This window comes from Aeromonas sobria, assembly GCF_050266975.1.
Lineage (GTDB): Bacteria > Pseudomonadota > Gammaproteobacteria > Enterobacterales > Aeromonadaceae > Aeromonas > Aeromonas sobria_B.
This window is the reverse complement of sequence record NZ_JBKISU010000030.1, coordinates 21765-46928: the sequence shown is the minus strand read 5'-3', so window position 1 is coordinate 46928 and position 25164 is coordinate 21765. Positions and strand designations below refer to the sequence as shown.

Sequence of the window (25164 nt, the reverse complement as noted above, 5' to 3'; positions counted from 1 at the left end):
TATTAACGGTAATTCTTTTTGACGATATCGATAACCCGCAGTTGGGCCATCGCCTTGGCCAGCTCGGTGGCGGCCTGGGCGTAATCGATGTCACCATGGGAGCTGTGGATCCGCTCCTCGGCACGACGCTTGGCTTCCTGGGCTTTCGCCTCATCCAGGTCATCGGCACGGATCGCGGTATCGGCCAGCACAGTCACGGCTTCGGGTTGTACTTCCAGCATGCCGCCGGAGATGTACATCACCTCTTCATCACCGTTCTGCTTCACCAAGCGGACCAGGCCCGGCTTGATGGACGTCAGCAGCGGTGCATGACCGTGGCGGAGACCCAGCTCACCCTCGGAGCCTGATACCTGGGCAGATTGTACGCGACCGGAAAACAGCTTTCCTTCGGCGCTCACCACGTCCAGGTGAAAGGATATCTCAGCCATGGGCCCTCCTATCGAGGCTTACAGTTTCTTGGCTTTCTCGACGACTTCGTCGATACCGCCAACCATGTAGAACGCCTGCTCGGGCAGATCGTCATACTCGCCTTTCAGGATGCCCTGGAAACCACGGATGGTCTCTTTCAGCGGCACGTATTTGCCCGGAGAACCGGTAAATACTTCGGCCACGAAGAACGGCTGGGACAGGAAACGCTCGATCTTACGGGCACGGGCGACGGTCAGTTTGTCTTCTTCTGACAGTTCATCCATACCCAGGATGGCGATGATGTCCTTCAGCTCCTTGTAGCGCTGCAGCACGGTCTGAACGCCACGAGCAGTCTCGTAGTGCTCCTTGCCAACCACCAGCGGATCCAGCTGACGGGAGGTGGAGTCCAGCGGGTCAACGGCCGGGTAGATACCCAGTGCCGCGATCTGACGGGACAGTACCACGGTCGCATCCAGGTGGGCGAAGGTGGTCGCCGGAGACGGGTCGGTCAAGTCATCCGCAGGCACGTAAACGGCCTGGACTGAGGTGATGGAACCTGTCTTGGTGGAGGTGATACGTTCCTGCAGAACGCCCATCTCCTCGGCCAGGGTCGGCTGGTAACCTACTGCGGAGGGCATACGGCCCAGCAGTGCGGATACTTCGGTACCCGCCAGGGTGTAACGGTAGATGTTGTCCACGAAGAACAAGACGTCACGGCCCTCGTCACGGAACTTCTCGGCCATGGTCAGGCCGGTCAGCGCCACGCGCAGACGGTTTCCGGGCGGCTCGTTCATCTGACCGTAAACCAGAGATACCTTGTCCAGTACGTTGGACTCCATCATCTCGTGGTAGAAGTCGTTACCCTCACGGGTACGCTCACCGACACCGGCGAACACGGAGTAACCGCTGTGCTCGATGGCGATGTTACGGATCAGTTCCATCATGTTGACGGTCTTGCCGACACCGGCGCCGCCGAACAGACCGACCTTACCACCCTTGGCGAACGGGCATACCAGGTCGATAACCTTGATGCCGGTCTCCAGCAGGTCGTTGCTGTTGGACTGATCTTCGTAGCTGGGGGCTTCGCGGTGGATGGACCAACGCTCTTCTTCGCCGATCGGACCCTTCTCGTCGATGGGCTCGCCCAGTACGTTCATGATGCGGCCCAGGGTCGAGGTACCGACCGGTACCTGGATTGCCTTGCCGGTATTAACTACTTCCAACCCACGACGCAGACCGTCGGAGGAACCCATGGTGATGCAGCGTACGACACCGCCACCGATCTGCTGCTGCACTTCCAGCACCAGACCCTGGCCTTGACCTTCGCTGACGACGCTCAGAGCATCGTACACCTTGGGCACGGCATTCTGCGGGAACTCGATGTCCACCACAGCGCCGATGATTTGGACGATGAAACCATTACTCATGTCAAATCCTCTAAACCTTTGATAACCCTTGCCTTACACCGCAGCAGCACCGGAAACGATCTCTGTCAGCTCCTGGGTGATACTGGCCTGACGGGCCTTGTTGTATACCAGTTGCAGATCGTTAATCAGGTTGCCGGCGTTGTCAGTCGCGGCTTGCATGGCAACCATTCGGGCTGCCTGTTCGCTGGCCAAGTTTTCCACCACGCCCTGGTACACCTGGGACTCGACATAGCGAATCAGCAGGGTATCCAGCAGCTTCTTGGGATCCGGCTCATAGAGGTAATCCCAGTGGTGCTTCTTGGCGAGCTTGCTGTCTTCTGTTACGGGCAAAGGCAGCAATTGATCGACTCGGGGTTGCTGCACCATGGTGTTCACGAACTTGTTGTACACCAGATACAGCTTGTCTATCTCACCGTTGTCGTACGCCTTCAGCATGACCTTCACTGAACCGATCAGGTCATTGATGCTCGGGTTGTCACCCAGTCCGGAGACATGGGCTTGCACCTTGGCACCGTGCCGCTGAAAGAAGCCGGAGGCCTTGTTGCCGATCAGAGCCAGGTCAACCTTGGCTCCTTTCGCGCTCCATTGCTTCATATCATTGAGGGCTGCCTTGAACAGGTTGATGTTCAGGCCGCCACACAGGCCACGGTCGGTGGAGACGACGATGTAACCCACTCGCTTGACCTCACGTTCCATGAGGTAGGGGTGCTTGTATTCCAAGTTCCCCTGGGCGATATGGCCGATCACCTTGCGCATGGTTTCAGCGTACGGACGGCTGGCAGACATGCGTTCCTGCGCACGGCGCATCTTGCTTGCTGCCACCATTTCCATAGCGCCGGTGATCTTCTGAGTGTTCTTCACACTCCCGATCTTGTTACGTATCTCTTTTGCGCCGGCCATCTCTTCTCTCCATCAGGTGGCAGCTTGCGCTGCCACACACGCTTACCAGGTCTGGGTTGCCTTGAAGGTATCGAGCAACGCAGTCAGCTTGCCAACGATGTCATCGTTGTAGTCGGCCTTGGCATTGATCTCAGCCATCAGCTCGCCATGCTGGGTATTGGCGTAAGAGAGCAGAGCGGCTTCGAAGTCGACGATCTTGGCGATTTCGACATCGGAGAGGTAACCCTTCTCGGCGGCGAACAGCACCAGGGATTGCTGGGCCACGCTCATCGGAGAGTACTGTTTCTGCTTCATCAGCTCGGTCACTTTCTGACCGTGGTCCAGCTGCTTGCGGGTCGCCTCGTCCAGATCGGAAGAGAACTGGGCGAAGGCCGCCAGCTCGCGGTACTGGGCCAGGGCGGTACGGATACCACCGGACAGCTTCTTGACGATCTTGGTCTGGGCCGCGCCACCTACCCGGGATACGGAGATACCCGGGTCAACCGCCGGACGAATACCGGAGTTGAACAGCTGAGTGGTCAGGAAGATCTGACCATCGGTGATGGAGATCACGTTGGTCGGAACGAACGCAGACACGTCACCGGCCTGGGTTTCGATGATCGGCAGCGCGGTCAGCGAACCGGTCTGGCCAGTCACGGCACCCTTGGTGAACTTCTCGACGTACTCGACGTTGACGCGGGAAGCGCGCTCGAGCAGACGGGAGTGCAGATAGAAGACGTCACCCGGGTAAGCTTCGCGTCCTGGCGGACGGCGCAGCAGCAGGGAGATCTGGCGGTAGGCCACGGCTTGCTTGGACAGGTCATCATAGATGATGAGCGCGTCTTCGCCGCGGTCACGGAAGTACTCACCCATGGAGCAACCGGCATAGGGCGCCAGGTACTGCAGGGCAGCGGCTTCGGACGCGGAGGCAACCACGACTATGGTGTTGGCCAGGGCGCCATGCTCTTCCAGCTTGCGCACCACGTTGGCGATGGTGGAAGCCTTCTGGCCGATCGCGACGTACACACACTTAATCCCAGAGTCTTTCTGGTTGATGATGGTGTCGATGGCGATGGCGGTCTTGCCCACCTGACGGTCACCGATGATCAGCTCACGCTGGCCACGACCGATGGGGATCATGGCATCGATGGCTTTCAGGCCGGTCTGGACAGGCTGGTCAACAGACTTACGCTCGATAACTCCCGGTGCGATCACTTCGATCGGCGAGAAGCCGTCGTTGTCGATGGGACCCTTACCGTCGATAGGCTGACCCAGGGTGTTGACCACCCGGCCCAACAGACCACGACCGACCGGCACTTCCAGAATGCGGCCAGTCCCTTTTACTTTCATCCCTTCGGCCAGATCGGCGTAGGGACCCATGACCACGGCACCGACGGAGTCACGCTCCAGGTTCAATGCCAGAGCGAAGCGGTTGCCCGGCAGCTCGATCATTTCACCCTGCATGGCATCGGCCAGACCGTGGATACGAATGATACCGTCGCTTACGGAGACGATGGTACCTTCGTTGCGCGCTTCGCTCTTGACATCAAACTGCGCGATGCGCTGCTTGATAAGCTCGGCGATTTCAGTGGAATTCAGTTGCATGCTCTAATACCCCAATCAAGATTGCAGCGCGTCGGCCATGCGATCCAGCTTACCGCGGACGGTGCCGTCGATAACCAGATCTCCGGCCTTGATGAGCACTCCGGCCATCAAGGACGCATCCATGCTGCAATTCAGCTTCACTTTGCGTGCGAGACGTTGCTCCAGAGAAGCCTGAATAGCGGCCTTCTGCTGGTCGGTCAGTTCGTGTGCCGAAATCACGTCAGCCTGAACTTCTTTGTCGAGTTCAGCCTTGAGCAATATATATTCGGTCACGACAGCCGGCAGCACACCCAAGCGACCATTCTCAGCCATCACCCGGATCAGGTTCTGGCCATGCGCGTCGAGTTGTTCACCGCAGACACTCACAAACAGGTTTGCGAGGGACTCGGCAGCCACAGAGCCGTGTACCATGGAGTGGATGGTCTCGTTTTCGACGACTTGCGCCGCGAAATCGAGCATCTCCAGCCATTGGTCAACCGCCTTGTGCTCAACGGCAAACTCGAAAGCAGCCTTGGCGTAGGGGCGAGCGATAGTAGTCAGTTCAGACATGGCCCCGTTCCCGTTACAGTTCTGCTACCAGTTTGTCGACGATGTCGCTGTTGGCAGCCTGGTCGATGTGGCGCGCCAGGATCTTCTCTGCGCCCGCAATGGCAAGAGCAGCAACCTGCTTGCGCAGTTCTTCTTTGGCACGATGACGTTCAGCGTCGATCTCGGCACGGCCTTGAGCCAGGATTTTCTCCCGCTCAGCCTGGGCACCGGTTGCCGCCTCATCGATGATCTGGGCCTTGCGTTTGTTGGCCTGTTCAATGATTTCGGCAGCCTGACGCTTGGCTTCTTTCAGCTGATCGGTGGCGTTGGCCTTGGCCAAGTCCAGATCTTTTTTGGCACGCTCTGCAGAAGAGAGTCCGTCAGAGATAGCTTTCTGACGGGCTTCGATGGCAGCCATCAGCGGCGGCCATACGAACTTCATGCAGCACCAGACAAAAATGATGAAAGCAAGTGTCTGACCGAGGAGGGTGGCATTGATACTCACAACCAAGACCTCTCTATATGAAATTTAAAAAGAAAGTGATAACAACCGCATCACTTATCAGGCAGCAACCCCGAAGATCAGGTACAGAGCCATACCGACCACGATCATCGGGATTGCGTCGACCAGACCCATTACGATGAAGAAGTTGGTACGCAGGATGGGCATCAGGTCAGGTTGACGAGCGGCGCCTTCCAGGAACTTGCCACCCAGCAGAGAGATACCGATAGCGGCACCAACAGCGGCCATACCCAGCATGATTGCAGCGGCGAAGTAAATCATTTCCATCTTTATATTCTCCAAACAGAGCTAGTAAACGTAACAGGATTAATGGTCTTCACTGGCCATCGACAAATAGACAATGGTCAATACCATGAAGATAAAGGCTTGCAGAGTAATTACCAGAATGTGGAACAGCGCCCAGGGCACACTAAGGAGCCATTGGGACCACCACGGTAGCAGACCAGCGATCAGGATAAACACCAGTTCACCGGCATACATGTTACCAAACAGACGCAGACCCAGAGAGATGGGCTTGGACAGCAGGGTAACCAACTCCAACGCGAGGTTAACAGGGATCAGTGCCCAGTGATTGAAAGGGTTGAGGGTCAACTCTTTCACAAAACCCGAGACGCCCTTCATCTTGATGCTGTAGATGATGATCAAGGCGAAGACACCCAGGGCCATGGACATGGTGATGTTAACATCGGCGGAAGGAACTACTCGCAAGTAGGGGATGCCCAGCACTTGTGCCGTGTAGGGCAGGTAGTCAACCGGGATGAGATCCATCAAGTTCATCAGGAAAACCCAGATGAACACGGTCAGTGCCAGCGGAGCGATCAGCTTGCTCTTACCGTGGAAGATACCCTTGACGGTGTCATCCACAAACTCGACAACCATTTCTACAAAACACTGAAGCTTGCCAGGTACACCGCTGGTCGCCGTAGCAGCCACCTTGCGGAATATCCAGATAAACAGAGCGCCGAGGATAACGGAAAATATCATGGAGTCGATATTTACCGTCCAGAACCCCGAACCCACTTGCAGATGGTGCAGGTGGTGGGAGATGTATCCCTGAGTAGTCAGGGCTTCTCCGGTTGCAGCCATGAGTTTTCCTAGTAGCGGTTATTGAGAACGATCGTGATGACCCATTGGAAAAACAGGGAGAGCGAATAGGTGACATAGAGGGGAAGGTGATCCACCTCGACGTACGAGAGCACTGCCACGAAGAGTGCGACGGTACTTACCAGCTTGATCCCTGCTCCAACATAAAAATCCCACAATACCCAGCCCGCACTCCCGGGGCCGAGGTTCCGGTTCAGCGTAAACAGACTGAACAGGAGTTGTGGAATCAGGTATATGCCTCCCCCATAGAGGGACGCATATCCAGCCGAAATGCCCCTAAGGTGAACCCAAGCGGCACTCACAGCCAGGATCAGGGTGAGTTGGCAAGCAATCATCGCCAGGGCCAGTGTCAAACCTTTCCAGGCCAATTTCTGCTTCACCTACGCCCCCTGAACATTACAGAACTGTAAAAAACGACATGTTGGCATGTACGAATTTACAGCCCCAAAAGCCGGTCAAATTATACCCTTGAAGACAGCTATTGCAACATGGCAAAAACCCTTAAATTTTGCGGCTTTCCGCACAAAATTAAGGTTAGGTTCATATCGAAAGGAATGGATGTTTTATTACTACACAAAGCGTAAAAATCACGATTCTGACAGGCCAAAATAGCCCAAAACCCGATCCAAATCGGCCAAGTTCTCGTAACTTATTACTAACTTGCCACTATCCTGTTTGCCTTGCTGCAATTGCACCTGATTGCCAATTTTTTCGGAAATCTGACGCTCGAGGTAAGCAAATTGCGGATCCCGAACCGGTTCAACCCTGGTTTTTGCCGGTTCCAATGTTTTTTGCACCAAGCGCTCGGTATCTCGCACGGTCAAGCCCTTCTGGGCCACCAGCTTGGCCAGCTCGGACTGGGCCGGGCCGCTCAGGGCCAGCAGGGCGCGGGCATGACCCATGTCGAGGTCGCCATGCTCCACGAAGCGCTTCACGTCGTCGTTGAGCTGATTGAGGCGCAGCAGGTTGGTGACCGTGGTGCGAGACTTGCCCACCGCCTCGGCCACCTGCTGGTGGGTCAGCTCAAACTCGGTCAGCAGCCGCTGCAGGGCGACGGCTTCCTCGATGGCATTGAGATCTTCGCGCTGGATGTTCTCGATCAGGGCGATGGCCACGGCGGCCTCGTCGGGCACATCCTTGACGATGCAGGGCACCACCTCGAGCCGGGCGAGCTGGGAGGCGCGCCAGCGCCGCTCGCCGGCGATGATCTCAAACGATTGCTCGCCGAGGGGACGCACCACTATGGGCTGGATCACCCCCTGGGCGCGAATGGAGTTGGCGAGATCGTCCAGCGCGTCCTGGGACATATCCTTGCGCGGCTGGTACTTGCCCGAACGCAGCCACTCCACCGGCAGCTTGCGCAGCTCCCCCTGGGGGGCAGGGGCCATGGCCTCTTCGGTGCGCTGATCGCTCATCACCTGTTTCTGGCGCGCGGCCGTGCTGGTGCTGAGCAGGGCATCCAGCCCCTTGCCCAGACCACGTTTTTTCGGGGTCATATGCTCTCTCGATCTGCGATGGCCGCCTGTGGCGCCTGCTCCTGGCGGCGCAGTATCTCGCCAGCCAGAGCCAGATAGGCCTTGGCACCCACCGATGATTTGTCATAGTGCATGGCCGGGGCTCCGAAGCTCGGCGCCTCCGCCAGCCGCACGTTGCGGGGGATGATGGTGCGATAGACCTTGTCCCCGAAGTGCTGTTTAAGCTGATCGGACACATCATTGGCCAGCCGGTTGCGGTGATCGAACATGGTGCGCAGCACCCCCTCGATCTTGAGATCCGGATTGACCACGGCGGCCAGCTTGCTGATGGTGTCGACCAGGGCCGTCAGCCCCTCCAGGGCATAGTATTCGCACTGCATGGGCACCAGCACAGAGTCGGCGGCGGCCATGGCGTTGACGGTCAACATGTTGAGGGAGGGGGGGCAGTCGATGAAGATGTAATCGTATTTGTCGCGCACCGAGGCGATGGCGTTGCGCAGCCGGATCTCCCGGGCGAAGAACTCCATGAGACGGATTTCGGCCGCGGTCACGTCGGCGTTGGCGGCGATCAGGTGATAGCCGCCGGAGGTGTCGGTGACGATCACCTCCCGCACCGGGATATCTTCGATCAGCAGCTCGTAGGCGGTACGCTCGACGTCATACTTGTCGACGCCGCTGCCCATGGTGGCATTGCCCTGGGGATCCAGATCGATCACCAGCACCTTGCGGCGAGTAGCCGCCATGGAGGCCGCCAGGTTCACGCAGGTGGTGGTTTTTCCGACCCCACCCTTCTGGTTGGCTATGGCGATGACTTTTCCCACACTATCCCCTCAATGAAACGGCAGCCCAAGCGGGCTAGATGGTTTTAAACTCCAGCAGGTGACGCTCGCCTTCCAGCTCGGGCACCACCAGGGGATGGGAGGCCACCAGGCGGATGTTGGCCGGCAACTGGGCCAGTTCCTGCGCCGGGTATTGTCCCTTGAGCGCCAGGAAGCTGCCCTGGGCAGACGGCAGGTGGTGACACCAGGTCAGCATGTCCTCCAGGGAGGCGAAGGCCCGGCTCAGCACGCCATCGAAGCCCTGTTCGGGCTGATAGGCTTCCACCCGGCTCAGCACAGGGGTCACGTTGGTGAGACCCAGCTCCTGGATCACCTGGCGGATGAAGCTGATCCGCTTGCCCAGGCTGTCGAGCAGCACGAACTGCTTGTCCGGGTTGATGATGGCCAGCGGCAGGCCCGGCAGACCGGGGCCTGTCCCCACGTCGATGAAACGCTCACCGCGCAGGTGAGGGCTCACCACCAGGCTGTCGAGGATATGCTTGACCAGCATGGCGTCAGGCTCGCGCACCGAGGTGAGATTGTAAGCCTTGTTCCACTTGTGCAGCAACTCGACCAGCTTGATAAGTTGGGTCTTTTGAGTCTCAGTTATAACGATATCGGCCTGCGCGAGCAGGCCGTTCAATCTTTCCAGCATGTTTTCCAAGGGCAAGGATCCTCAGGCGGTTTTACGCAGCAAACCGTGTTTCTTCAGGTGAACCAGCAGGATGGAGATGGCCGCCGGGGTGATACCGGAGATGCGGGACGCCTGACCTATGGTCTGGGGCTTGGCATCGTTGAGCTTGGCGATCACCTCGTTGGAGAGACCGTTGACGTCGCGATAGTCCATATCCAGCGGCAACAGGGTGTTTTCGTTGCGCAGCTGCTTCTCCACCTCGTCCTGCTGACGATCGATGTAACCGGCGTACTTGATCTGGATCTCCACCTGATCGGCGGCGGCCGGATCCGCGAGGGCCGGACCCACCCCCTCGATGGCCATCAGGGCGTCATAGGTCACTTCCGGGCGACGCATCAGCTCTTCCAGGCTGTGTTCGCGGCTGATGGGGGTGTTGACCAGGGCATTGATGCCGGGCACGGCCACATGCTGGGGATGGATCCAGGTGCTGCGCAGACGCTGACGCTCCTGCTCCACCGACTCCAGCTTGCTGTTGAACCTGGCCCAGCGCTCATCGTCCACCAGACCCAGCTCGCGGCCGGCCGGCGTCAGACGCAGATCGGCGTTGTCTTCACGCAGCAGCAGACGATATTCAGCACGGCTGGTGAACATGCGATAGGGCTCACGGGTACCCAGTGTGGAGAGATCGTCCATCATCACCCCCATGTAGGCCTGATCCCGACGGGGATGCCAGGGATCCTTGTCCTGGGCGCGCAGGGCGGCGTTCAGCCCCGCCAGCAGGCCCTGGGCTCCGGCCTCTTCGTAGCCGGTGGTGCCGTTGATCTGGCCGGCGAAGAACAGATTGGGGATGCACTTGCTCTCCATATTCGCCTTGAGATCCCGCGGATCGAAGAAGTCGTATTCGATGGCATAGCCGGGACGGGTGATGTGGGCATGCTCGAAGCCGCGGATCGAACGGACGATCTGCACCTGCACGTCGAATGGCAGGCTGGTGGAGATCCCGTTCGGGTAGAGCTCGTGGGTGGTCAGCCCTTCCGGCTCCACGAAGATCTGGTGCGCCGTCTTGTCGGCAAAACGGGTGATCTTGTCCTCGATCGACGGGCAGTAACGGGGCCCGATCCCCTCGATCACCCCGGCGTACATGGGGCTGCGATCCAGGTTGTTGCGGATCACCTCATGGGTCTGCTCGTTGGTATGGGTCACGAAGCAGGAGATCTGGCGCGGATGCTGGCTGGCATCGCCGATGAAGGAGAATACCGGGGTCGGGGTGTCACCCGCCTGGGCCTGCATCACGGAAAAATCGACGCTGCGAGCATCGATCCGCGGCGGCGTGCCCGTCTTGAGCCTGTCGATGCGCAGGGGCAGTTCCCGCAGACGCTGGGCGAGGGCGATCGAGGGAGGATCCCCGGCGCGGCCGCCCTTGTAGTTGTCCATGCCGATGTGGATCAGGCCATTGAGGAAGGTGCCGACGGTCAGTACCACCGTCTTGCCGTGAAAGCGGATCCCGCTCTGGGTCACGACACCGGCGACGCGATCCCCGTCCATGATGAGATCGTCACAGGCCTGCTGGAAGATCTTCAGGTTCGGCTGGTTCTCCAGCATCTCCCGCACCGCCGCCTTGTAGAGCAGACGATCCGCCTGGGCGCGGGTGGCACGCACTGCCGGGCCCTTGGAGGAGTTGAGGGTGCGGAACTGGATCCCGCCAAGATCGATGGCACGCGCCATGATCCCGCCGAGGGCATCGATTTCCTTGACCAGGTGTCCCTTACCGATCCCACCGATCGCCGGGTTGCACGACATGTGGCCCAGGGTATCGATGTTGTGTGTCAGCAGCAGGGTATTCATGCCCATGCGGGCAGAAGCCGCCGCCGCCTCGGTTCCTGCATGACCGCCACCGACGACGATCACATCAAATTGTTCATGGTATTGCATTGGGATCACCTTGATCTGCACGCCTGAGATCGTTTTGTTTGCCGTCTAGAACCCCGTATCAAGGGGGCAAACATTCTATCTGTTTCGGGTGCTCAGTGAAACGTCTAGTTGATCGCCTTTGGGAGATCAGGATCCGTTAGTAGATCTTAAGGATCTTTAGATCGATCTTTTACTGGATCTTTTATTAGGATCCAGGATTTCTGTTGATAAGCACTTTTTGATCATAAAGATCATTATCTTAAATACGATCCCAGCCTGTGGAAAAGCTTGGATCCTGGCCCGGGGAACCGGGGGACAACCAGGGTGTTTATACACAGCACCGGATCTGTAGATTACTGGTGCATAGGATAACTATAGGTTTTACAGAGGTTTGAGCTGTAGTTATCCACATCACCCCCGATTGCTGTGGGTAAGCATGTAGAACAAGTCTGCCGGATCGAATTGTGAATAACCTGGTGGATAGTCAATCGAGGCGGGGAAGGGGAGATCGTCTCCTGGCCGGGGATCTCCCCTCTTGATCAGGCGATCGAGGCGAGCCAGGGGTGGATCCAGGCCTCGGCGGCATCTTCCGGGATCTCGTAGCGGGTGACATCTATCTCCAGTCGCTCACCGATCCGGCTGGCTCCGCACTCGTGCAACAGGCGATCCAGGGTCTTGCCGCCGGCGCAGAAGGTGTCGTAGCTGCTGTCCCCCAGGGCGACCACCCCGTAACGAAACGCGGCAAGATCCGGTTTTTGCTCGGAAAGATCTTTTGCGAACGGCTGGAGATTGTCCGGCACGTCCCCGGCGCCATGGGTCGAGGTGACGATCAGCAGTATGGTGTCAGGCTCGGCCATGATGGTCGCCAGGCGGGCTGGATTATGGATCTCGGCCTGGTGGCCGCCCTGTTCGATCTGCTGGGCAAGGTGGTCGGCGACATACTCGGCGGCGCCCAGCATGGAGCCGACGATGAGGTTGAATTTGGCCATGGCTATCTGATTCCTGATGCGGTGAGGATCCGGATTCTACCGCCAAAGCATGTGGATAAATATGGATAAGCCTTGGGGATATTCGGCCTCTTGTCGGCGATCGAGATCCCGCCTCGGATCCTCACTCTTTTTCCTCTTCTGCTCTTCCTTATATATGGCCGCCCGCCAGAAAGACTCTTTTGTGTCTATTTTCTTCGGCTGAGTGGGATCTCCTTGCTCTCTGTCAATACGGATGCGAATGATTGGCAATTATTAAATCGATTGAGATCCCCTCCTGTAGTAGCATGACGCTGCTTTATTCGCCGCATCGTTCGGCGGGCGGGCCTGGCCCGTCTCATAAAAACATAAAACCAACTCATTGAAGAATTGAGACTTAAAACATGACAGTTCAAACAGAAGATTCATTCACCCCGGCCCTCTCCCTGCTGGGGCGTCTGGTGCCTCTGGCGTGCCTGCTGGGTACCCTGCCTGCCCTGGCCGAGGAGAATGTCCTGCCCAAGGCGACTGAGACCATGGTGGTCACCGGCACCGCCATGAAGGTGGACGTACCCATGGCCGAGACCCCCCGCGCCGTCTCAGTGGTCAACCGCGAGGAGCTGGATCAGCATGGGGTGCAGCAGCTCGACGAGTCCCTGCGCTACCGCTCCGGCGTGCTCACCGGTTTCTATGGCTCCGACAACAACACCAACTGGTTCAAGGTGCGTGGCTTCAATGCCGCCGATTACCTCGACGGCAACCGCCTGTTCGGCACCGGTTACTACGTCTGGACCCCTGAGCCCTTCGGCCTCGAGAGCGTGGAAGTGCTCAAGGGCCCGGCCTCCATCCTCTACGGCGAGGCGCCTCCCGGTGGCGTGATCAATGCCATCAGCAAGAAGCCGACCGCCACCCCTCAGGGCCTGCTGGATCTGCAACTGGGCAGCCGGGATCATCGCCAGATCGGGGTGGATGTGTCCGATGCCCTGACCGATGACAGCCGCTACCGTATGGTGGCGCTCTATAAAGAGCGGGACGGCGTGCTGGATGGCACCTACAACGAGCGCGCCTATCTGGCGCCGAGCGTCACCTTCGATCTCTCGGATCGCACCAACCTCACCCTGCTGGCCAGTTTCCTGCACGACGAAGGGGTGCCCACCAACGGCTTCTTCCCTGTCTATGGCACCCTCAACACCTCCGGCGGCCAGATCGATCCCGCCACCAACCTGAGCCAGCCGGACTATGATCGCAACCGCAACACCCAGATCTCCGCCGGTTACGAGCTGGCCCACCAGATCAACGAGACCTGGGAGTTCAAGCAGAACGTCCGCTTCAACTACAACGATCTGCTGCTGCGCCAGACCTATATCTTCCCGACCTATGAGGGCACCACCGCCTACCGCGGTCTGGTCTATCGTGATGGCGACACCAAGAGTGGCACCATGGACAACCAGCTGGTGGGCTACTGGAACACGGACCGCACCGAACAGACCCTGCTGCTGGGGATGGATCTGCAGCGTCACGTGAACGAAGGTCAGGAAGCCGACAACTACGGCATGGGATCCATCGATACCCTGCACCCGGATCACGGCGGCTTTCCCGGTTTCGACGAGTCCACCACCACCCATCAGAAGAGCACCAAGGGTCAGAGCGGCTTCTATGCCCAGCACCAGATCCGCTGGGACGATCGCTGGCTGCTGACCGCAGGGGGCCGCTTCGACTATGTGGAGACCCACAACATCAGCGAAGCCACCGCCAAGAACGAGAAACAGTACGACGACAACCTCTCGCTCTCCGGCAGCCTGATGTATCTGGCCGACAACGGCCTCTCCCCTTACTTCGCCTATGCCGAGTCGTTCGAGGTGCTGCCGGGCATAGATCCCAACACCAAAAACTCCTACAAGCCGCTGGAAGGCAAGCTGTACGAAACCGGCATCAAGTACGCCCCCAGCTTCCTCGATGGTTACATCAACCTGGCGCTGTTCGATCTGGAGCAGACCAACTCGCTGGTCTCTACAGGCTCAGGTCAGCAGACCCAGGCCGGCGAAGTGACCTCCCGGGGCGTGGAACTGGAGGGGAGCGTGCAGGCCACCGAGGCGCTGCGTCTGACCGCTGCCTATACCTACACCGATGCCAAGACCAACGACACCGGCGATGGCGATCGTCGTGCCAGCCTGATCCCGCGCCACCAGGCCTCCTTCTGGGGCAACTACCAGGTGCAGCAGGGGCCGGTCTCCGGGCTGGAACTGGGCACCGGGGTGCGCTATATCGGCTCCAGCGTCGGCATAGGCGCGGTGAATGCGGACTACACCCCCATCTATGGTTCCGCCCAGGTGCCGGCCCAGACCGTATGGGATGCGATGATCGGGTATGACTTCGCCAAGAACTGGCGAGCCCAGATCAACGTCAACAACCTGCTGAACGACACCTATGTGGCGAGCTGTGACTACTACTGCTACTACGGCGAGCCGCGCAGCATAGTCGGCTCTGTCAACTACCGCTGGTAAGCACCAGGCCGGGCGGGGGCATTAGCTCCCGCCCTCCTTCTTTTCGCATACAGGCCTGTCATGGAACTCTTGTCACTGGTTTACCGCCAATACCGTTGGCCCTTCATCGCCATTACCCTGCTCAGCCTGCTCAGCGCAGTGAGCGGGATAGGCGTTATTGCCTTTATCAATCAATCGCTTATCGAATCAGTCGGCGAGCCACTGCCCGTGCTTGGCCAGCTGGTCGGCCTCATCTTGCTGCTGTTGGTGATCACGCTGGGATCCCAGCTGGCCCTGACCACCCTGGGTCACCATTTCGTCTATCACCTGCGTGGTCGCCTGCTCAAGCAACTGCTGGACACCGACGTCGCCCGCATTCGCCAGTTGGGGCAGGGGCCGCTGCTGGCCTCCCTCTCCAGCGACATCGGCCAGATCACCATCGCCTTCGTGCGCCTGCCGGAGCTGGTGCAGGGGCTGGTGCTCACCCTGGGTTCCATCATCTACCTCGGCCTGCTCTCTCCCGCCCTGCTCGGGGTCACCGCCCTCTGGGTCACCATCACCATGGTGGTGGGCTGGCTGCTGGTGAACCATGTCTATCGCCACCTGTCTCACATGCGTCAGGCCGAAGACAGGCTCTATCAGAACTACCAGTCCATCATCGCCGGCAGCAAGGAGCTGGCCCTCAACCGCGAGCGGGCCCACTTCGTCTACCACCAGCTCTATGAGCAGAACGCCCGGGATTACCGGGAGCAGATCATCCGCGCCGATACCTATCACCTGAGCGCGGTGAACTGGTCGAACATCATGATGCTGGGGGCCATCGGCCTAGTCTTCTTCCTGGCCAATGGCCTCGGCTGGGCCAACACCAATGTGGCCGCCACCTTCGCCCTGACCCTGTTGTTCCTGCGCACCCCGCTGTTGCAGGGCATTGGCGCCCTGCCGACCCTGATCGCCGCCCAGGTGGCGTTCGACAAGATAGCGACCCTGACATTGGCCTCGCCGGATCCCGCCTTCCCGCTGCCGCCGGCCCCCAGTGCCTGGCAGCGGATCGAGCTGGAGCAGGTGAGCTTTCACTATCAGGGGGAGGACGGCTTCGCCGTGGGCCCCATCAATCTGGTGATCGAGCGGGGGGAGCAGGTCTTCATCATCGGCGGCAACGGCTCCGGCAAGTCGACCCTGGCCATGCTGCTGACCGGGCTCTATCAGCCGGTCTCTGGCCGGATCCTGCTGGATGGTGAGCCCGTCACCGATCGCAACGCCTACCTGGCGCTCTTCTCCGCCATCTTCACCGACTATCACCTGTTCCAGCACCTGCTGGGGCCAGAGCCGAAAGAGGCGCTGGTCGCCGAGTGGCTGGCGCGGTTGCAGATGGGCAGCAAGCTCGCCATCGAGGACAACTTCATCGCCGACATCGACCTCTCCCAGGGCCAGCGCAAGCGGGTCGCCCTGCTGCTGGCCCTGGCGGAGCAGCGCGAGGTGATGCTGTTTGACGAGTGGGCCGCGGATCAGGATCCCCAGTTCCGCCGCATCTTCTATCAGGTGCTGTTGCCGCGTCTCAAGGAGATGGGCAAGACGGTGATCGCCATCAGCCACGACGATCTCTATTTCTCCCTGGCGGATCGCCTGCTGGAGATGCGTCAGGGCCGCCTCACCGAGCTGACCGGCGAGCGGCGCGAGCAGGTGAGCCGGGATGCCGTCGCCCATCTGGATAGCGAGGTGCCGGTCTGATGCCGGCCACAAGGGGGAGGCGAGCGCCAACCCCTTCAGCACAGGAATGAATCATGTCTGAGAGGAAATCTGCCGGCTTGATGGTGAATGCTCGCCGAGCCTGCACGGGAGCCGATGATGTTTGAGATGAAAGCTGCCAGCTTCGTGGTCAACGACCGCACGCTGCTGCAACCCACCAGCCTGCGCTTCGAGCAGGGCCGGGTCTACGGCCTCATCGGCCACAACGGCTCGGGCAAATCCACCCTGCTCAAGCTGCTGGCACGCCAGCAGCCCCACAGCGGCGGGGAGATACTGTTCGATGATCAGCCGTTGCAGGAGTGGGGCAACCGGGACTTCGCCCGTCAGGTGGCCTATCTGCCCCAGCATCTGCCGAGCGCCGAGAACCTGCTCGGCCGCGAGCTGGTTGAGATGGGGCGCTATCCCTGGCGCGGCCTGCTGGGCCGCATGGGGGAGGAAGATCACCGCCAGGTGGCGCGGGCCATCGCCCTGACCCATACCGAACGCTTCGCCGATCGGCTGGTGGATACCCTATCCGGCGGCGAGCGGGGCCGGGTCTGGCTGGCCATGCTGCTGGCCCAGGAGAGCCGCTTCATCCTGCTGGACGAGCCGCTGGCCGCCCTGGACGTGGCTCATCAGGTGGAGGTGCTCACCCTCGTCAAGCAGCTCAGCCGCCAGCTCAACCTCGGGGTCATCATCGTCATCCACGACATCAACATGGCGTCTCGCTTCTGCGATCGGCTGGTGGCGCTGCACGGCGGTCGTCTGCTGACCCAGGGCGAGCCTTCACGCATCATGACCAGCGAGACCCTGCATGCCATCTACGGCATCCCCATGGAGGTCATTCGCCACCCTGCTCATGACCACGCCATCGCCATCGTCTAGTCGGGGTCCTCTCTTGAATCGTCTACTGAAGATTGCCTCCTGCCTCGTCAGTCTGCTGCTGCCCCTGGTGGCGCAGGCAGAGTCGCAGCCCGCAGCCCCTGCTGCCGGCGGCACGGTTCCCCGCATCGCCACCGTGGACTGGACCATAGCCGAGACCTTGCTGGCCCTCGGCGTGACCCCGCTGGCCATGGGGGATGTGAACGCCTATCGCGCCTGGGTCGGCGAGCCCAGGCTTCCCGCCGAGGTGATCGACATCGGCCTGCGGGCCCAGCCCAACCGGGAGCTGCTGGCGGAGCTCAAACCCGATCTCATCCTCATCTCCCCGCTGGCGGCGCCGCTTGAGCCAACCCTGTCCCGCATCGCGCCGGTGCAGTCCATCTCCCTCTATGAGCCCGATGCCGAGCTGTGGCCGCGGCTGCGGGAGGCGACCCTGACCATAGCCGCGCTGGTGAACAGAACCGCCGAGGCCGAGCGCCAGCTCGCCGCCCTGGAGCGGGATCTGGCGCAGATGAAGGGGGCGCTGCCCGCCTCTCTGCCCCCCTTGCTGGTGGTGCAGTTCATCGACGAGCGCCATGTGCGGGTGTTTGGCCGCCACAGCCTGTTCGAGGCGGTGATGCAGCGGCTCGGCCTGCGCAATGCCTGGCAGGGGGAGACCAATGCCTGGGGCTTCTCGGTGGCCAGCCTGGAGCAGTTCTTGGCCATTTCCGAGGCCAGGCTGGTGGTGGTGGAACCCGTTCCCGTGGGGGTGAGCGAGAAGCTGCAGGAGCCCGGGCTCTGGCAGCACCTGCCGTTGGTACAGAACGCGCCCGTGCTGCATCTGCCCGCGACCTGGAGCTTCGGTGGCATGTTGGCCGCCCGTCGTTTCGCCACCCTGCTCGGCGCGGCCCTGCAGGATCAGGCAAGTGTGGCCCTCAAGGGAGAAGCCCAATGAACCGTTTCGTCTCCTCTCCCTTGCTGCGCCCGGGCCTCTGCCTGCTGGCGCTGACCCTGGTGCTGGCCTGTGGTGAGCTGGCGCGCCAGCTGCCGGGCGCCCTCTGGTGGCAGGCCCTGTTCTCCCCCCAGCTGGACGACGCCCGCCAGGCTGTCGTCCACTTCAGCTGGTTGCCGCGGCTGTTGGTCTGCCTGCTGGCCGGGGCCGCCCTCGGCCTGGCCGGTACCCTGATGCAACAGGTGCTGCGCAATCCCCTGGCATCCCCCACCACGCTCGGGGTGGCCTCCGGCGCCCAGCTGGCGCTGATGATGGTGACCCTGTTCGCCCCCTCCTGGCTGTTGATCGGGCGCGAGTGGATCGCCATGGCGGGGGGGAGCCTCGCCATGGGGCTGGTGTTTGCCCTGGCCTGGCGTCGCCAGCTCAATCCCGTGGTCATCGTCTTCGCCGGGCTGGTGATCAACCTCTATCTGGCGGCCGTCAGCATGGGGCTGCTGCTCTTTTTTCAGGAGGAGCTCAAGGGCCTGCTGGTGTGGGGCAGCGGCTCCCTGGCCCAGAACAGTTGGAGCGGCGTCCTCTACCTGCTGCCGCGGCTGCTGCTGGCCGGGGCCCTGGCCGCCCTGCTGGTTCGCCCCCTTGGCGTGCTGGAGCTGGATGATGCCAGCGCCCGCAGCCTGGGGGTCTCCCTCAAGCAGCTGCGCTTCGCGGGCCTGGGGCTTGCGGTCTTCGTCACCGCCTGCGTGGTGAGCGTGGTGGGGCTGATAGGCTTTATCGGACTGGCGGCGCCGGCCATGGTGCGGCTGCTGGGGGTCAGAAAGCTGGGCCAGCGCCTGCTGTGGGCGCCGATCCTGGGCGCCCTGCTGCTGGCGGCCACCGATCTGCTGCTGCAATCCCTGAGCCGCTTCTGGCCTGTGCTGATCCCGACCGGGGCCATGACGGCACTGCTGGGGGCGCCGCTGCTGCTCTGGCTGATCCCTCGACTTGCCTTCAAGTCGGGGGCTCCCAAGGCCGCCAGCGGTCTGACGGTGGCACGCCATGGCGCACCTGCCCGCCTTATCAGTCTGCTGCTGCTCGGGTTGGGGATTGCCATCCTGGGCTCGCTGCTGGTCGGGCAGGGGATACACGGCTGGAGCTGGCCGAGCTGGCTCAGGTGGCAGGCCCAGCTGGAGTGGCGCCTGCCGCGCACCCTGGCGGCGGGGGCGGCCGGGGTCTTGCTGGCCCTGGCGGGCACCCTGCTGCAGCGGGTCAGCAACAACCCCATGGCGAGCCCCGAGCTGCTGGGGGTGAGTGGCGGCACCTTCATGGGGGTGATTGCCACTGCGCTGCTGCTGCCCGCTTTGCCGCTGCCCATGCTGCTGCTGGGGGGGGTGATCGGCGCCTTCGGCTGCCTGCTGCTGCTGGTGCTGGTCAACCGCAAGCACGGCTTCCAGCCTGAGCGGATCCTGCTCTCCGGTATCGCCATCACTGCGCTGTTCGAGCCGCTGCAGGCCATCGCCCTGGCCAACGGCGATCTGCGAGTGCAGCAGCTGCTCTCCTGGATGTCCGGCTCCACCTATTATGTCACCCTGCCGGTGGCCTATGGTCTGACGGGGCTGGCGCTGCTGATGCTGGCGGCCTGCCTGCTGGTGAGCCGCTGGCTCGATCTCATGCCCATGGGGCCTGCGGTGGCGACGGCGCTCGGCATTCGCCTGAGCCGGGCCCAGCTCATCATACTGCTGCTGGTGGCCGTGCTCACCGCCAGCGCCACCATGGTGATAGGGCCGCTCTCCTTCGCCGGCCTGCTGGCCCCCCACATGGCCAAGCTGATGGGGCTGGTGCGGGCCCGCTGGCACCTGCTCGGCGCGGCGGGGTGCGGAGCCCTGCTGATGGTGTCGGCGGACTGGGTCGGCCAGCAAGTCCTGTTCCCCCAGGAGGTGCCGGTCGGGCTGGTCTCCACCCTGTTAGGGGGCGCTTACTTCATATGGTGCCTGCGCCGCCTCTAGCTTTGCGGTGAAAAAATGCACAAAAAAAAGCCCGGGATCATCCCGGGTTTTTCATTGCCTGCCGTGCAGGTTTATTTGCCGATGCAAAAACTCGAGAAGATGCGGCCCAGTAGATCGTCCGAGCTGAACTCGCCGGTGATCTCACTGAGGGACTCCTGCGCCAGGCGCAGTTCCTCGGCCACCAGCTCGCCGGCCACATAGACTTCCAGCTGCTCCCTGGCCACCAGCAGCCGCTCGGCGGCGCACTCCAAGGCATCCAGGTGACGGCGACGGGCCATGAAGCCCCCCTCTGTGTTGCCCTGGAAGCCCATGCAGGCCTTCAGGTGCTCGCGCAGGGCGGGCAGCCCCAGCTCCGTCTTGGCGGAGATGCGGTAGACGGCGTGGCCCAGTTCCTGGCTAGGTTCCAGATCCTCGCCTGTCAGGTCGGCCTTGTTGCGAATGACGGTGAGGCCGATGTTTTTTGGCAACCGATCGACGAATTCCGGCCAGATCTCCCGCGGGTCGACCGCATCCGTGGTGGTGCCATCCACCATGAACAGCACCCGATCAGCCTGCTCTATCTCGGCCCAGGCCCGCTCTATGCCGATCTGCTCCACCTTGTCCTGGGTATCGCGCAGGCCGGCGGTGTCTATGATGTGCAGCGGCATGCCGTCCAGGTGGATGTGTTCCCGCAGCACGTCGCGGGTGGTGCCGGCGATTTCGGTGACGATGGCGGACTCGCGCCCGGCCAGGGCGTTGAGCAGGCTGGACTTGCCTGCGTTGGGACGGCCGGCGATCACCACCTTCATCCCCTCCCGCAGCAGGGCCCCCTGTTTGGCCTCGCCACGTACGTCGTCGAGCTCCGCCATGATGGCGTAGAGATCCCCCGCCACCTTGCCGTCGGAGAGAAAGTCGATCTCCTCGTCCGGAAAGTCGATGGCCGCTTCCACATAGATCCTCAATCTGGTGAGACTCTCCACCAGCTGCTGGATCTTGCCGGAGAACTGGCCCTGCAGGGAGTGCATGGCGCTGCGGGCGGCCTGCTCGCTGGAGGCTTCGATCAGATCGGCGATGGCCTCGGCCTGGGCCAGATCCAGCTTGTCGTTGAGGAAGGCGCGCTCGCTGAACTCGCCGGGACGGGCAGGGCGCAGCCCCTTTATCTGCAGGATACGGCGGATCAGCATGTCGAGGATGACGGGACCGCCGTGGCCCTGCAGCTCCAGCACATCCTCGCCGGTGAAGCTGTTGGGAGCCTTGAACAGCAGGGCGATGCCCTGATCCAGGGGCTGGTCCTGTTCGTCCTTGAACGGCAGATATTCGGCATAACGCACCCTGGGGAGCTTGCCGAGCACGATTTCGGCGACCCGTTCGGCGGCAGGGCCTGAGACGCGGACTATGCCGACGCCACCCCGGCCGGGGGCGGTGGCCTGGGCCACTATGGTATCTGTTGTCATCTTGCTTGACTCGCTTGTGCGGTAATTGGGGGACATTGTAATAAAAAAGGCGGCCCGAAGGCCGCCTCTTTTGTCATCAAGGGGGAGATCAGGTGCGAGTGTGCAGCCCTTTCTTCTCCAGCTGACGATAGATGATGGTCTGCTGGGTAATGGAGATGACGTTGCTCACCAGCCAGTACAGGGTCAGGCCTGCCGGGAACCAGAGGAACATGAAGGTGAAGATGATCGGCATGAACTGCATCACCTTCTGCTGCATGGGGTCCGTGATGGTGGTCGGGCTCATCTTCTGCAGATACCACATGGAGGCACCCATGAGGATCGGCAGCACGAAGAAGGGGTCCTTCACCGACAGGTCGGTGATCCACAGGGCGAACGGCGCGTGACGCAGCTCGACGGACTCCATCAGTGCCCAGTACAGGGCGATGAAGATAGGCATCTGCACCAGGATCGGCAGGCAGCCACCCAGCGGGTTGACCTTCTCCTTCTTGTACAGCTCCATCATACCCTGGGACATCTTCTGGCGATCGTCGCCGAAGCGTTCCTTGAGCGCGGCCAGCTTGGGCTGGAGCATGCGCATCTTGGCCATGGAGGTGTACTGGGCCTTGGTCAGCGGGAACATGATGCCGCGCACCAGCAGGGTCAGCATGATGATGGCCACACCCCAGTTGCCGACGAAGCCGTGGAACACGGTCAGCAGCCAGTGCAGCGGCTGGGCGATGAACCAGAGCCAGCCGTAGTCGACGGTCAGGTCCAGGTGGTTTGCCACCTTGGCCATCTGATCCTGCAGCTTGGGACCGACCCACAGCTTGCTGGTCACCTCGGCCTGCTGGCCGGCTGCCACGTCAACCATGGGGGCCTTGTAGCCGATGATGGCCTGGTCCTTGCCCGGGATCACGCGGCTGTAGAAGCTGTTGGCCTCGTTGGCGTTGGGGGTCCAGGCGGAGACGAAGTAGTGTTGCAGCATGGCGACCCAACCACCCTGGGTGGTCTTGTTCAGGTCGGCATCCTTCATCTCGTCGAAGGTGTACTTCTTGTAGCGGGTATCTTCGCTGGAGAAGGCGCCACCGCGGTAGGCACTGGCCACCATGGCATGACCTTCCTGATCCTTGGGCGTGGTCATGGTCTGCTTGAGCTGACCGTAGAACTGTACCTGGACCGGATCGGCAGACTTGTTGTCGATCTTGTAATCGACGCCCACGGCGTAGTCACCGCGCTTGAGCACGAACTCCTTGGTGAAGACCACACCCTTGCTGTCGGTCCAGGTCATCGGAACGACGACTTGATCCTGACCATCGGCCAGCTGATAGCTGGTCTGGGCGGCTTCATAGGTGGGACGGCCTTCGGCACGGCTGTCCGGGCCATCGCGACCCACCAGACCGCTCTGGGCGACATAGATATGCTGGGGCTGGCTGGTCAGCAGCACGAACGGCTGCTCCTTGCCTTCTACCAGCTTGTGGGACAGCAGTTCGGCAGAGACGATGTCGCCACCCTGGGTGTCCAGGGTCAGCTTGAGCACGTCGGAGGAGACGGTTACCAGCTTGCGGGCGGCATTGGCAGTGGTGGCTTGCTCGGAAACCTGAGGAATATCACCGGTCTGACCGGCTTCAGGCACGAAATGTTCGGTTTGGGCCACTGGGGCCGGCTTCGGAGCCTTGTCGGACTCCCACTGTTGCCAGAGCAGGAAGCTCACGAACAGCAAACCGATCAGGAGTAGATTGCGTTGTGATTGCATAGTCTTCAGTTTCTTCGCTTTGGTTGCGGAACCGGGTCATAACCACCCTCGGATAAGGGATGGCATTTTAATAGACGTTTGCTGGCTAACCAAACGCCTTTTATGAAACCGTGAAGTCGGATTGCTTCTATCGCAAATTGGGAACAAGTCGGGGTGAAACGGCAGCGTGGCCCGAGCAGGGGACTAATGATTAGCTGATACAGGCGTATCAGTTTGATAGCTACCCATTGCAACGGCGTGACAGAGTGCGCCATAGCTTTTCCAGTAACTTGAACAGTTCCTCGTTATCCATCTCCTTCACGCCGGCCTTGGCGATCACGACGATGTCGATAGCGGGCAGGTTGGCTTGATTGAGGCGGAAACTTTCCCGAACCACTCGTTTGACACGATTACGCCAGACGGCACGCTTGAGTGCTTTTTTGGGCACGGCGAGACCGAGACGGGGATGTTCGAGGGTATTGGGACAGGCGAGAAGCGTTATTTGCGGGGAAGCGGCCCGGACAGGCTCGGCGAAAACGCGTTTGAAGTGTTCGGGAGTTAACAGACGTAACTCCCGAGAGAAGGTGTGCGGCGTTGGCATTAAACTACCAGACGGGCACGACCCTTGGCACGACGAGCGGCCAGAACTTTACGACCGTTGGCAGTAGCCATGCGGGCGCGGAAACCGTGAGAGCGCTTGCGCTTCAGGTTGGACGGTTGAAAAGTACGTTTCATGATTCGATTCCGTATAACTGTACAGTTTTGATTGTCACACTTAGCCGACGCGCCAGCTATAGCGTGTGACGACTAGCAAAAGAGGCCGAATTCTAAACAGAGTTCGGCTTTTAGTCAATCCGCCGAAGCCGGTATCGGTCATCGACCGTGAAATAAGTCTAAGGCCGGCACAGGATCCAGAGGATCGCGGGCTCCGGATTATACTGGCCCGCCCGGGTTTAACAAGGATCCTCCATGAAAAAAGGCGGCCAGGCCGCCCAGATCTCAGGATTTCAGCACCTTGCGCAGGAACGCCCGGGTGCGAGGATCCACCGGATTGACCAGTATCTGATCCGGCGGGCCCTGCTCCACGATCCTGCCTCCCTCCATGAAGATCACCCGATCCGCGACGTCGCGGGCGAACTCGATCTCATGGGTGACCACCACCATGGTCTGGTGCTGGCGGGCGAGCTGTTTCATCAGCCCCAGCACCTCGTCCACCCACTCGGGGTCGAGGGCCGAGGTGGGCTCGTCGAACAGGATCACCTTGGAGTGGGCCGCCATGGCTCGGCCGATGCCGACCCGCTGCTGCTGGCCGCCGGACAGGGACGCCGGGTAGGCATCCTGCTTCTCGGCGAGGCCTATGTCCTTGAGGATGCCGAGCGCCGTGGCGCGGGCCTCCGCCTTGGGCTGCTTCCAGACGGTGATCAGCCCCTCGGCGATGTTGTCCAGCGCCGTCTTGTTGGCGAACAGGGCATAGTTCTGGAACACGAAGGAGGCCCGCTTGCGCAACTCAATGGCCTCCCGTTCGCTGGCATTGGCCAGATCGAGTTGGATATCGTCGATGGCCAGCCGACCCGCATCCGGGGTTTCCAGCAGGTTGAGGCAGCGCAACAGGGTCGATTTTCCGGTACCGGACGGCCCTATGATGACGACAATCTCCCCCTTCTTTATCTCCAGATCTATGTTGTTGAGCACAACATTGTCATCGAATGCCTTGGTGAGGCCGCTCAGTTTGATCATGAG

General features: G+C 60.9%; 25 protein-coding genes. 5 read left to right on the top strand and 20 right to left on the bottom strand.

Translation table 11 applies throughout. The features are described from left to right. Positions 1–2 precede the first annotated feature (2 nt). The 14 genes from ACLHZ1_RS16225 to mioC form a co-directional block, all read right to left on the bottom strand. Entirely contained in the window at positions 3–428 is a 426-nt protein-coding gene (locus tag ACLHZ1_RS16225; RefSeq protein WP_042000414.1) for a F0F1 ATP synthase subunit epsilon, read from the bottom strand. Between the two features lie 18 nt (positions 429–446). After that, a complete protein-coding gene (gene atpD, locus ACLHZ1_RS16220; protein ID WP_427262907.1) occupies positions 447–1835 on the bottom strand; it encodes a F0F1 ATP synthase subunit beta in 1389 nt (462 codons plus the stop codon). Between the two features lie 33 nt (positions 1836–1868). Then, the gene (atpG, locus tag ACLHZ1_RS16215) at positions 1869–2735 is read right to left on the bottom strand and encodes a F0F1 ATP synthase subunit gamma (protein ID WP_042000406.1); all 867 of its coding nucleotides are present in this window, start codon (positions 2733–2735) and stop codon (positions 1869–1871) included. 42 nt (positions 2736–2777) lie between these two features. After that, positions 2778–4319, bottom strand: a complete 1542-nt coding sequence (gene atpA, locus ACLHZ1_RS16210; RefSeq protein ID WP_427262906.1) for a F0F1 ATP synthase subunit alpha — start codon at positions 4317–4319, stop codon at positions 2778–2780. A 15-nt stretch (positions 4320–4334) separates the two neighbouring features. Then, positions 4335–4868, bottom strand: a complete 534-nt coding sequence (gene atpH / locus ACLHZ1_RS16205) for a F0F1 ATP synthase subunit delta (RefSeq protein ID WP_427262905.1) — start codon at positions 4866–4868, stop codon at positions 4335–4337. Between the two features lie 13 nt (positions 4869–4881). Continuing rightward, positions 4882–5352: a F0F1 ATP synthase subunit B gene (atpF, locus tag ACLHZ1_RS16200; protein ID WP_427262904.1), complete on the bottom strand. Its 471-nt coding sequence runs from the start codon at positions 5350–5352 to the stop codon at positions 4882–4884. A gap of 57 nt (positions 5353–5409) precedes the next feature. Beyond that, positions 5410–5637 (bottom strand): F0F1 ATP synthase subunit C, encoded by a 228-nt coding sequence (gene atpE, locus ACLHZ1_RS16195; protein ID WP_370881544.1) that lies wholly within the window; start codon positions 5635–5637, stop codon positions 5410–5412. Between the two features lie 39 nt (positions 5638–5676). Further along, on the bottom strand, positions 5677–6456 hold the full coding sequence (gene atpB / locus ACLHZ1_RS16190) for a F0F1 ATP synthase subunit A (RefSeq protein ID WP_005319615.1): 780 nt from the start codon (positions 6454–6456) through the stop codon (positions 5677–5679). A gap of 8 nt (positions 6457–6464) precedes the next feature. Continuing rightward, entirely contained in the window at positions 6465–6854 is a 390-nt protein-coding gene (locus ACLHZ1_RS16185; RefSeq protein WP_408795771.1) for an ATP synthase subunit I, read from the bottom strand. 207 nt (positions 6855–7061) lie between these two features. Continuing rightward, positions 7062–7970 carry a ParB/RepB/Spo0J family partition protein gene (locus tag ACLHZ1_RS16180; RefSeq protein WP_042000390.1) on the bottom strand — a complete coding sequence of 303 codons (909 nt, stop codon included), beginning with the start codon at positions 7968–7970 and terminating at the stop codon, positions 7062–7064. Beyond that, positions 7967–8770, bottom strand: a complete 804-nt coding sequence (locus ACLHZ1_RS16175; protein ID WP_427262903.1) for a ParA family protein — start codon at positions 8768–8770, stop codon at positions 7967–7969. Before ACLHZ1_RS16175 ends, ACLHZ1_RS16180 begins: the two co-directional genes overlap by 4 nt. Before the next feature lie 34 nt (positions 8771–8804). After that, entirely contained in the window at positions 8805–9422 is a 618-nt protein-coding gene (rsmG, locus tag ACLHZ1_RS16170) for a 16S rRNA (guanine(527)-N(7))-methyltransferase RsmG (RefSeq protein WP_427262902.1), read from the bottom strand. A gap of 21 nt (positions 9423–9443) precedes the next feature. Further along, positions 9444–11333, bottom strand: a complete 1890-nt coding sequence (mnmG, locus tag ACLHZ1_RS16165; protein ID WP_427262901.1) for a tRNA uridine-5-carboxymethylaminomethyl(34) synthesis enzyme MnmG — start codon at positions 11331–11333, stop codon at positions 9444–9446. 518 nt (positions 11334–11851) lie between these two features. Continuing rightward, positions 11852–12301, bottom strand: coding sequence for an FMN-binding protein MioC (mioC, locus tag ACLHZ1_RS16160; RefSeq protein WP_408795775.1), 450 nt, complete (start codon positions 12299–12301; stop codon positions 11852–11854). 380 nt (positions 12302–12681) lie between these two features. Between mioC and ACLHZ1_RS16155 the strand changes: the two genes are divergently transcribed. The 5 genes from ACLHZ1_RS16155 to fhuB all read left to right on the top strand — a co-directional run bounded on the left by ACLHZ1_RS16155 (position 12682) and on the right by fhuB (position 20280). Continuing rightward, on the top strand, positions 12682–14781 hold the full coding sequence (locus tag ACLHZ1_RS16155; protein WP_427262900.1) for a TonB-dependent siderophore receptor: 2100 nt from the start codon (positions 12682–12684) through the stop codon (positions 14779–14781). A 60-nt stretch (positions 14782–14841) separates the two neighbouring features. Beyond that, entirely contained in the window at positions 14842–16488 is a 1647-nt protein-coding gene (locus tag ACLHZ1_RS16150) for a multidrug ABC transporter permease/ATP-binding protein (RefSeq protein WP_427262899.1), read from the top strand. Between the two features lie 117 nt (positions 16489–16605). Further along, a complete protein-coding gene (locus ACLHZ1_RS16145) occupies positions 16606–17370 on the top strand; it encodes an ATP-binding cassette domain-containing protein (protein ID WP_427262898.1) in 765 nt (254 codons plus the stop codon). A 13-nt stretch (positions 17371–17383) separates the two neighbouring features. Further along, positions 17384–18301, top strand: coding sequence for an ABC transporter substrate-binding protein (locus ACLHZ1_RS16140; protein ID WP_427262897.1), 918 nt, complete (start codon positions 17384–17386; stop codon positions 18299–18301). After that, on the top strand, positions 18298–20280 hold the full coding sequence (gene fhuB, locus ACLHZ1_RS16135; RefSeq protein WP_427262896.1) for a Fe(3+)-hydroxamate ABC transporter permease FhuB: 1983 nt from the start codon (positions 18298–18300) through the stop codon (positions 20278–20280). The genes ACLHZ1_RS16140 and fhuB overlap by 4 nt, the downstream gene beginning before the upstream one ends. Positions 20281–20351: 71 nt before the next feature. Here the strand turns inward: fhuB and mnmE are convergent, their stop codons facing one another. The 6 genes from mnmE to ACLHZ1_RS16105 form a co-directional block, all read right to left on the bottom strand. Next, a complete protein-coding gene (gene mnmE / locus ACLHZ1_RS16130; RefSeq protein ID WP_427262895.1) occupies positions 20352–21713 on the bottom strand; it encodes a tRNA uridine-5-carboxymethylaminomethyl(34) synthesis GTPase MnmE in 1362 nt (453 codons plus the stop codon). 88 nt (positions 21714–21801) lie between these two features. Further along, on the bottom strand, positions 21802–23445 hold the full coding sequence (gene yidC / locus ACLHZ1_RS16125; protein WP_408795801.1) for a membrane protein insertase YidC: 1644 nt from the start codon (positions 23443–23445) through the stop codon (positions 21802–21804). A gap of 5 nt (positions 23446–23450) precedes the next feature. Beyond that, complete coding sequence (gene yidD, locus ACLHZ1_RS16120; RefSeq protein WP_010672280.1) at positions 23451–23699, bottom strand: membrane protein insertion efficiency factor YidD; 249 nt, start codon at positions 23697–23699, stop codon at positions 23451–23453. After that, a complete protein-coding gene (gene rnpA / locus ACLHZ1_RS16115; RefSeq protein WP_408795802.1) occupies positions 23666–24025 on the bottom strand; it encodes a ribonuclease P protein component in 360 nt (119 codons plus the stop codon). Before rnpA ends, yidD begins: the two co-directional genes overlap by 34 nt. After that, complete coding sequence (rpmH, locus tag ACLHZ1_RS16110; protein WP_005307156.1) at positions 24025–24159, bottom strand: 50S ribosomal protein L34; 135 nt, start codon at positions 24157–24159, stop codon at positions 24025–24027. The genes rnpA and rpmH overlap by 1 nt, the downstream gene beginning before the upstream one ends. 264 nt (positions 24160–24423) lie before the next feature. Then, positions 24424–25161 (bottom strand): amino acid ABC transporter ATP-binding protein, encoded by a 738-nt coding sequence (locus ACLHZ1_RS16105; protein ID WP_408795804.1) that lies wholly within the window; start codon positions 25159–25161, stop codon positions 24424–24426. Positions 25162–25164: the final 3 nt, after the last annotated feature.

Coding starts and splice junctions, on each gene's coding strand:
- ACLHZ1_RS16225 (WP_042000414.1), bottom strand. CDS start 428: ATGGCTGAGATATCCTTTCACCTGGACGTGGTGAGCGCCGAAGGAAAG.
- atpD (WP_427262907.1), bottom strand. CDS start 1,835: ATGAGTAATGGTTTCATCGTCCAAATCATCGGCGCTGTGGTGGACATC.
- atpG (WP_042000406.1), bottom strand. CDS start 2,735: ATGGCCGGCGCAAAAGAGATACGTAACAAGATCGGGAGTGTGAAGAAC.
- atpA (WP_427262906.1), bottom strand. CDS start 4,319: ATGCAACTGAATTCCACTGAAATCGCCGAGCTTATCAAGCAGCGCATC.
- atpH (WP_427262905.1), bottom strand. CDS start 4,868: ATGTCTGAACTGACTACTATCGCTCGCCCCTACGCCAAGGCTGCTTTC.
- atpE (WP_370881544.1), bottom strand. CDS start 5,637: ATGGAAATGATTTACTTCGCCGCTGCAATCATGCTGGGTATGGCCGCT.
- atpB (WP_005319615.1), bottom strand. CDS start 6,456: ATGGCTGCAACCGGAGAAGCCCTGACTACTCAGGGATACATCTCCCAC.
- ACLHZ1_RS16180 (WP_042000390.1), bottom strand. CDS start 7,970: ATGACCCCGAAAAAACGTGGTCTGGGCAAGGGGCTGGATGCCCTGCTC.
- rsmG (WP_427262902.1), bottom strand. CDS start 9,422: ATGCTGGAAAGATTGAACGGCCTGCTCGCGCAGGCCGATATCGTTATA.
- mnmG (WP_427262901.1), bottom strand. CDS start 11,333: ATGCAATACCATGAACAATTTGATGTGATCGTCGTCGGTGGCGGTCAT.
- mioC (WP_408795775.1), bottom strand. CDS start 12,301: ATGGCCAAATTCAACCTCATCGTCGGCTCCATGCTGGGCGCCGCCGAG.
- ACLHZ1_RS16155 (WP_427262900.1), top strand. CDS start 12,682: ATGACAGTTCAAACAGAAGATTCATTCACCCCGGCCCTCTCCCTGCTG.
- ACLHZ1_RS16150 (WP_427262899.1), top strand. CDS start 14,842: ATGGAACTCTTGTCACTGGTTTACCGCCAATACCGTTGGCCCTTCATC.
- ACLHZ1_RS16145 (WP_427262898.1), top strand. CDS start 16,606: ATGTTTGAGATGAAAGCTGCCAGCTTCGTGGTCAACGACCGCACGCTG.
- fhuB (WP_427262896.1), top strand. CDS start 18,298: ATGAACCGTTTCGTCTCCTCTCCCTTGCTGCGCCCGGGCCTCTGCCTG.
- mnmE (WP_427262895.1), bottom strand. CDS start 21,713: ATGACAACAGATACCATAGTGGCCCAGGCCACCGCCCCCGGCCGGGGT.
- yidC (WP_408795801.1), bottom strand. CDS start 23,445: ATGCAATCACAACGCAATCTACTCCTGATCGGTTTGCTGTTCGTGAGC.
- yidD (WP_010672280.1), bottom strand. CDS start 23,699: ATGGCGCACTCTGTCACGCCGTTGCAATGGGTAGCTATCAAACTGATA.
- rnpA (WP_408795802.1), bottom strand. CDS start 24,025: ATGCCAACGCCGCACACCTTCTCTCGGGAGTTACGTCTGTTAACTCCC.
- rpmH (WP_005307156.1), bottom strand. CDS start 24,159: ATGAAACGTACTTTTCAACCGTCCAACCTGAAGCGCAAGCGCTCTCAC.
- ACLHZ1_RS16105 (WP_408795804.1), bottom strand. CDS start 25,161: ATGATCAAACTGAGCGGCCTCACCAAGGCATTCGATGACAATGTTGTG.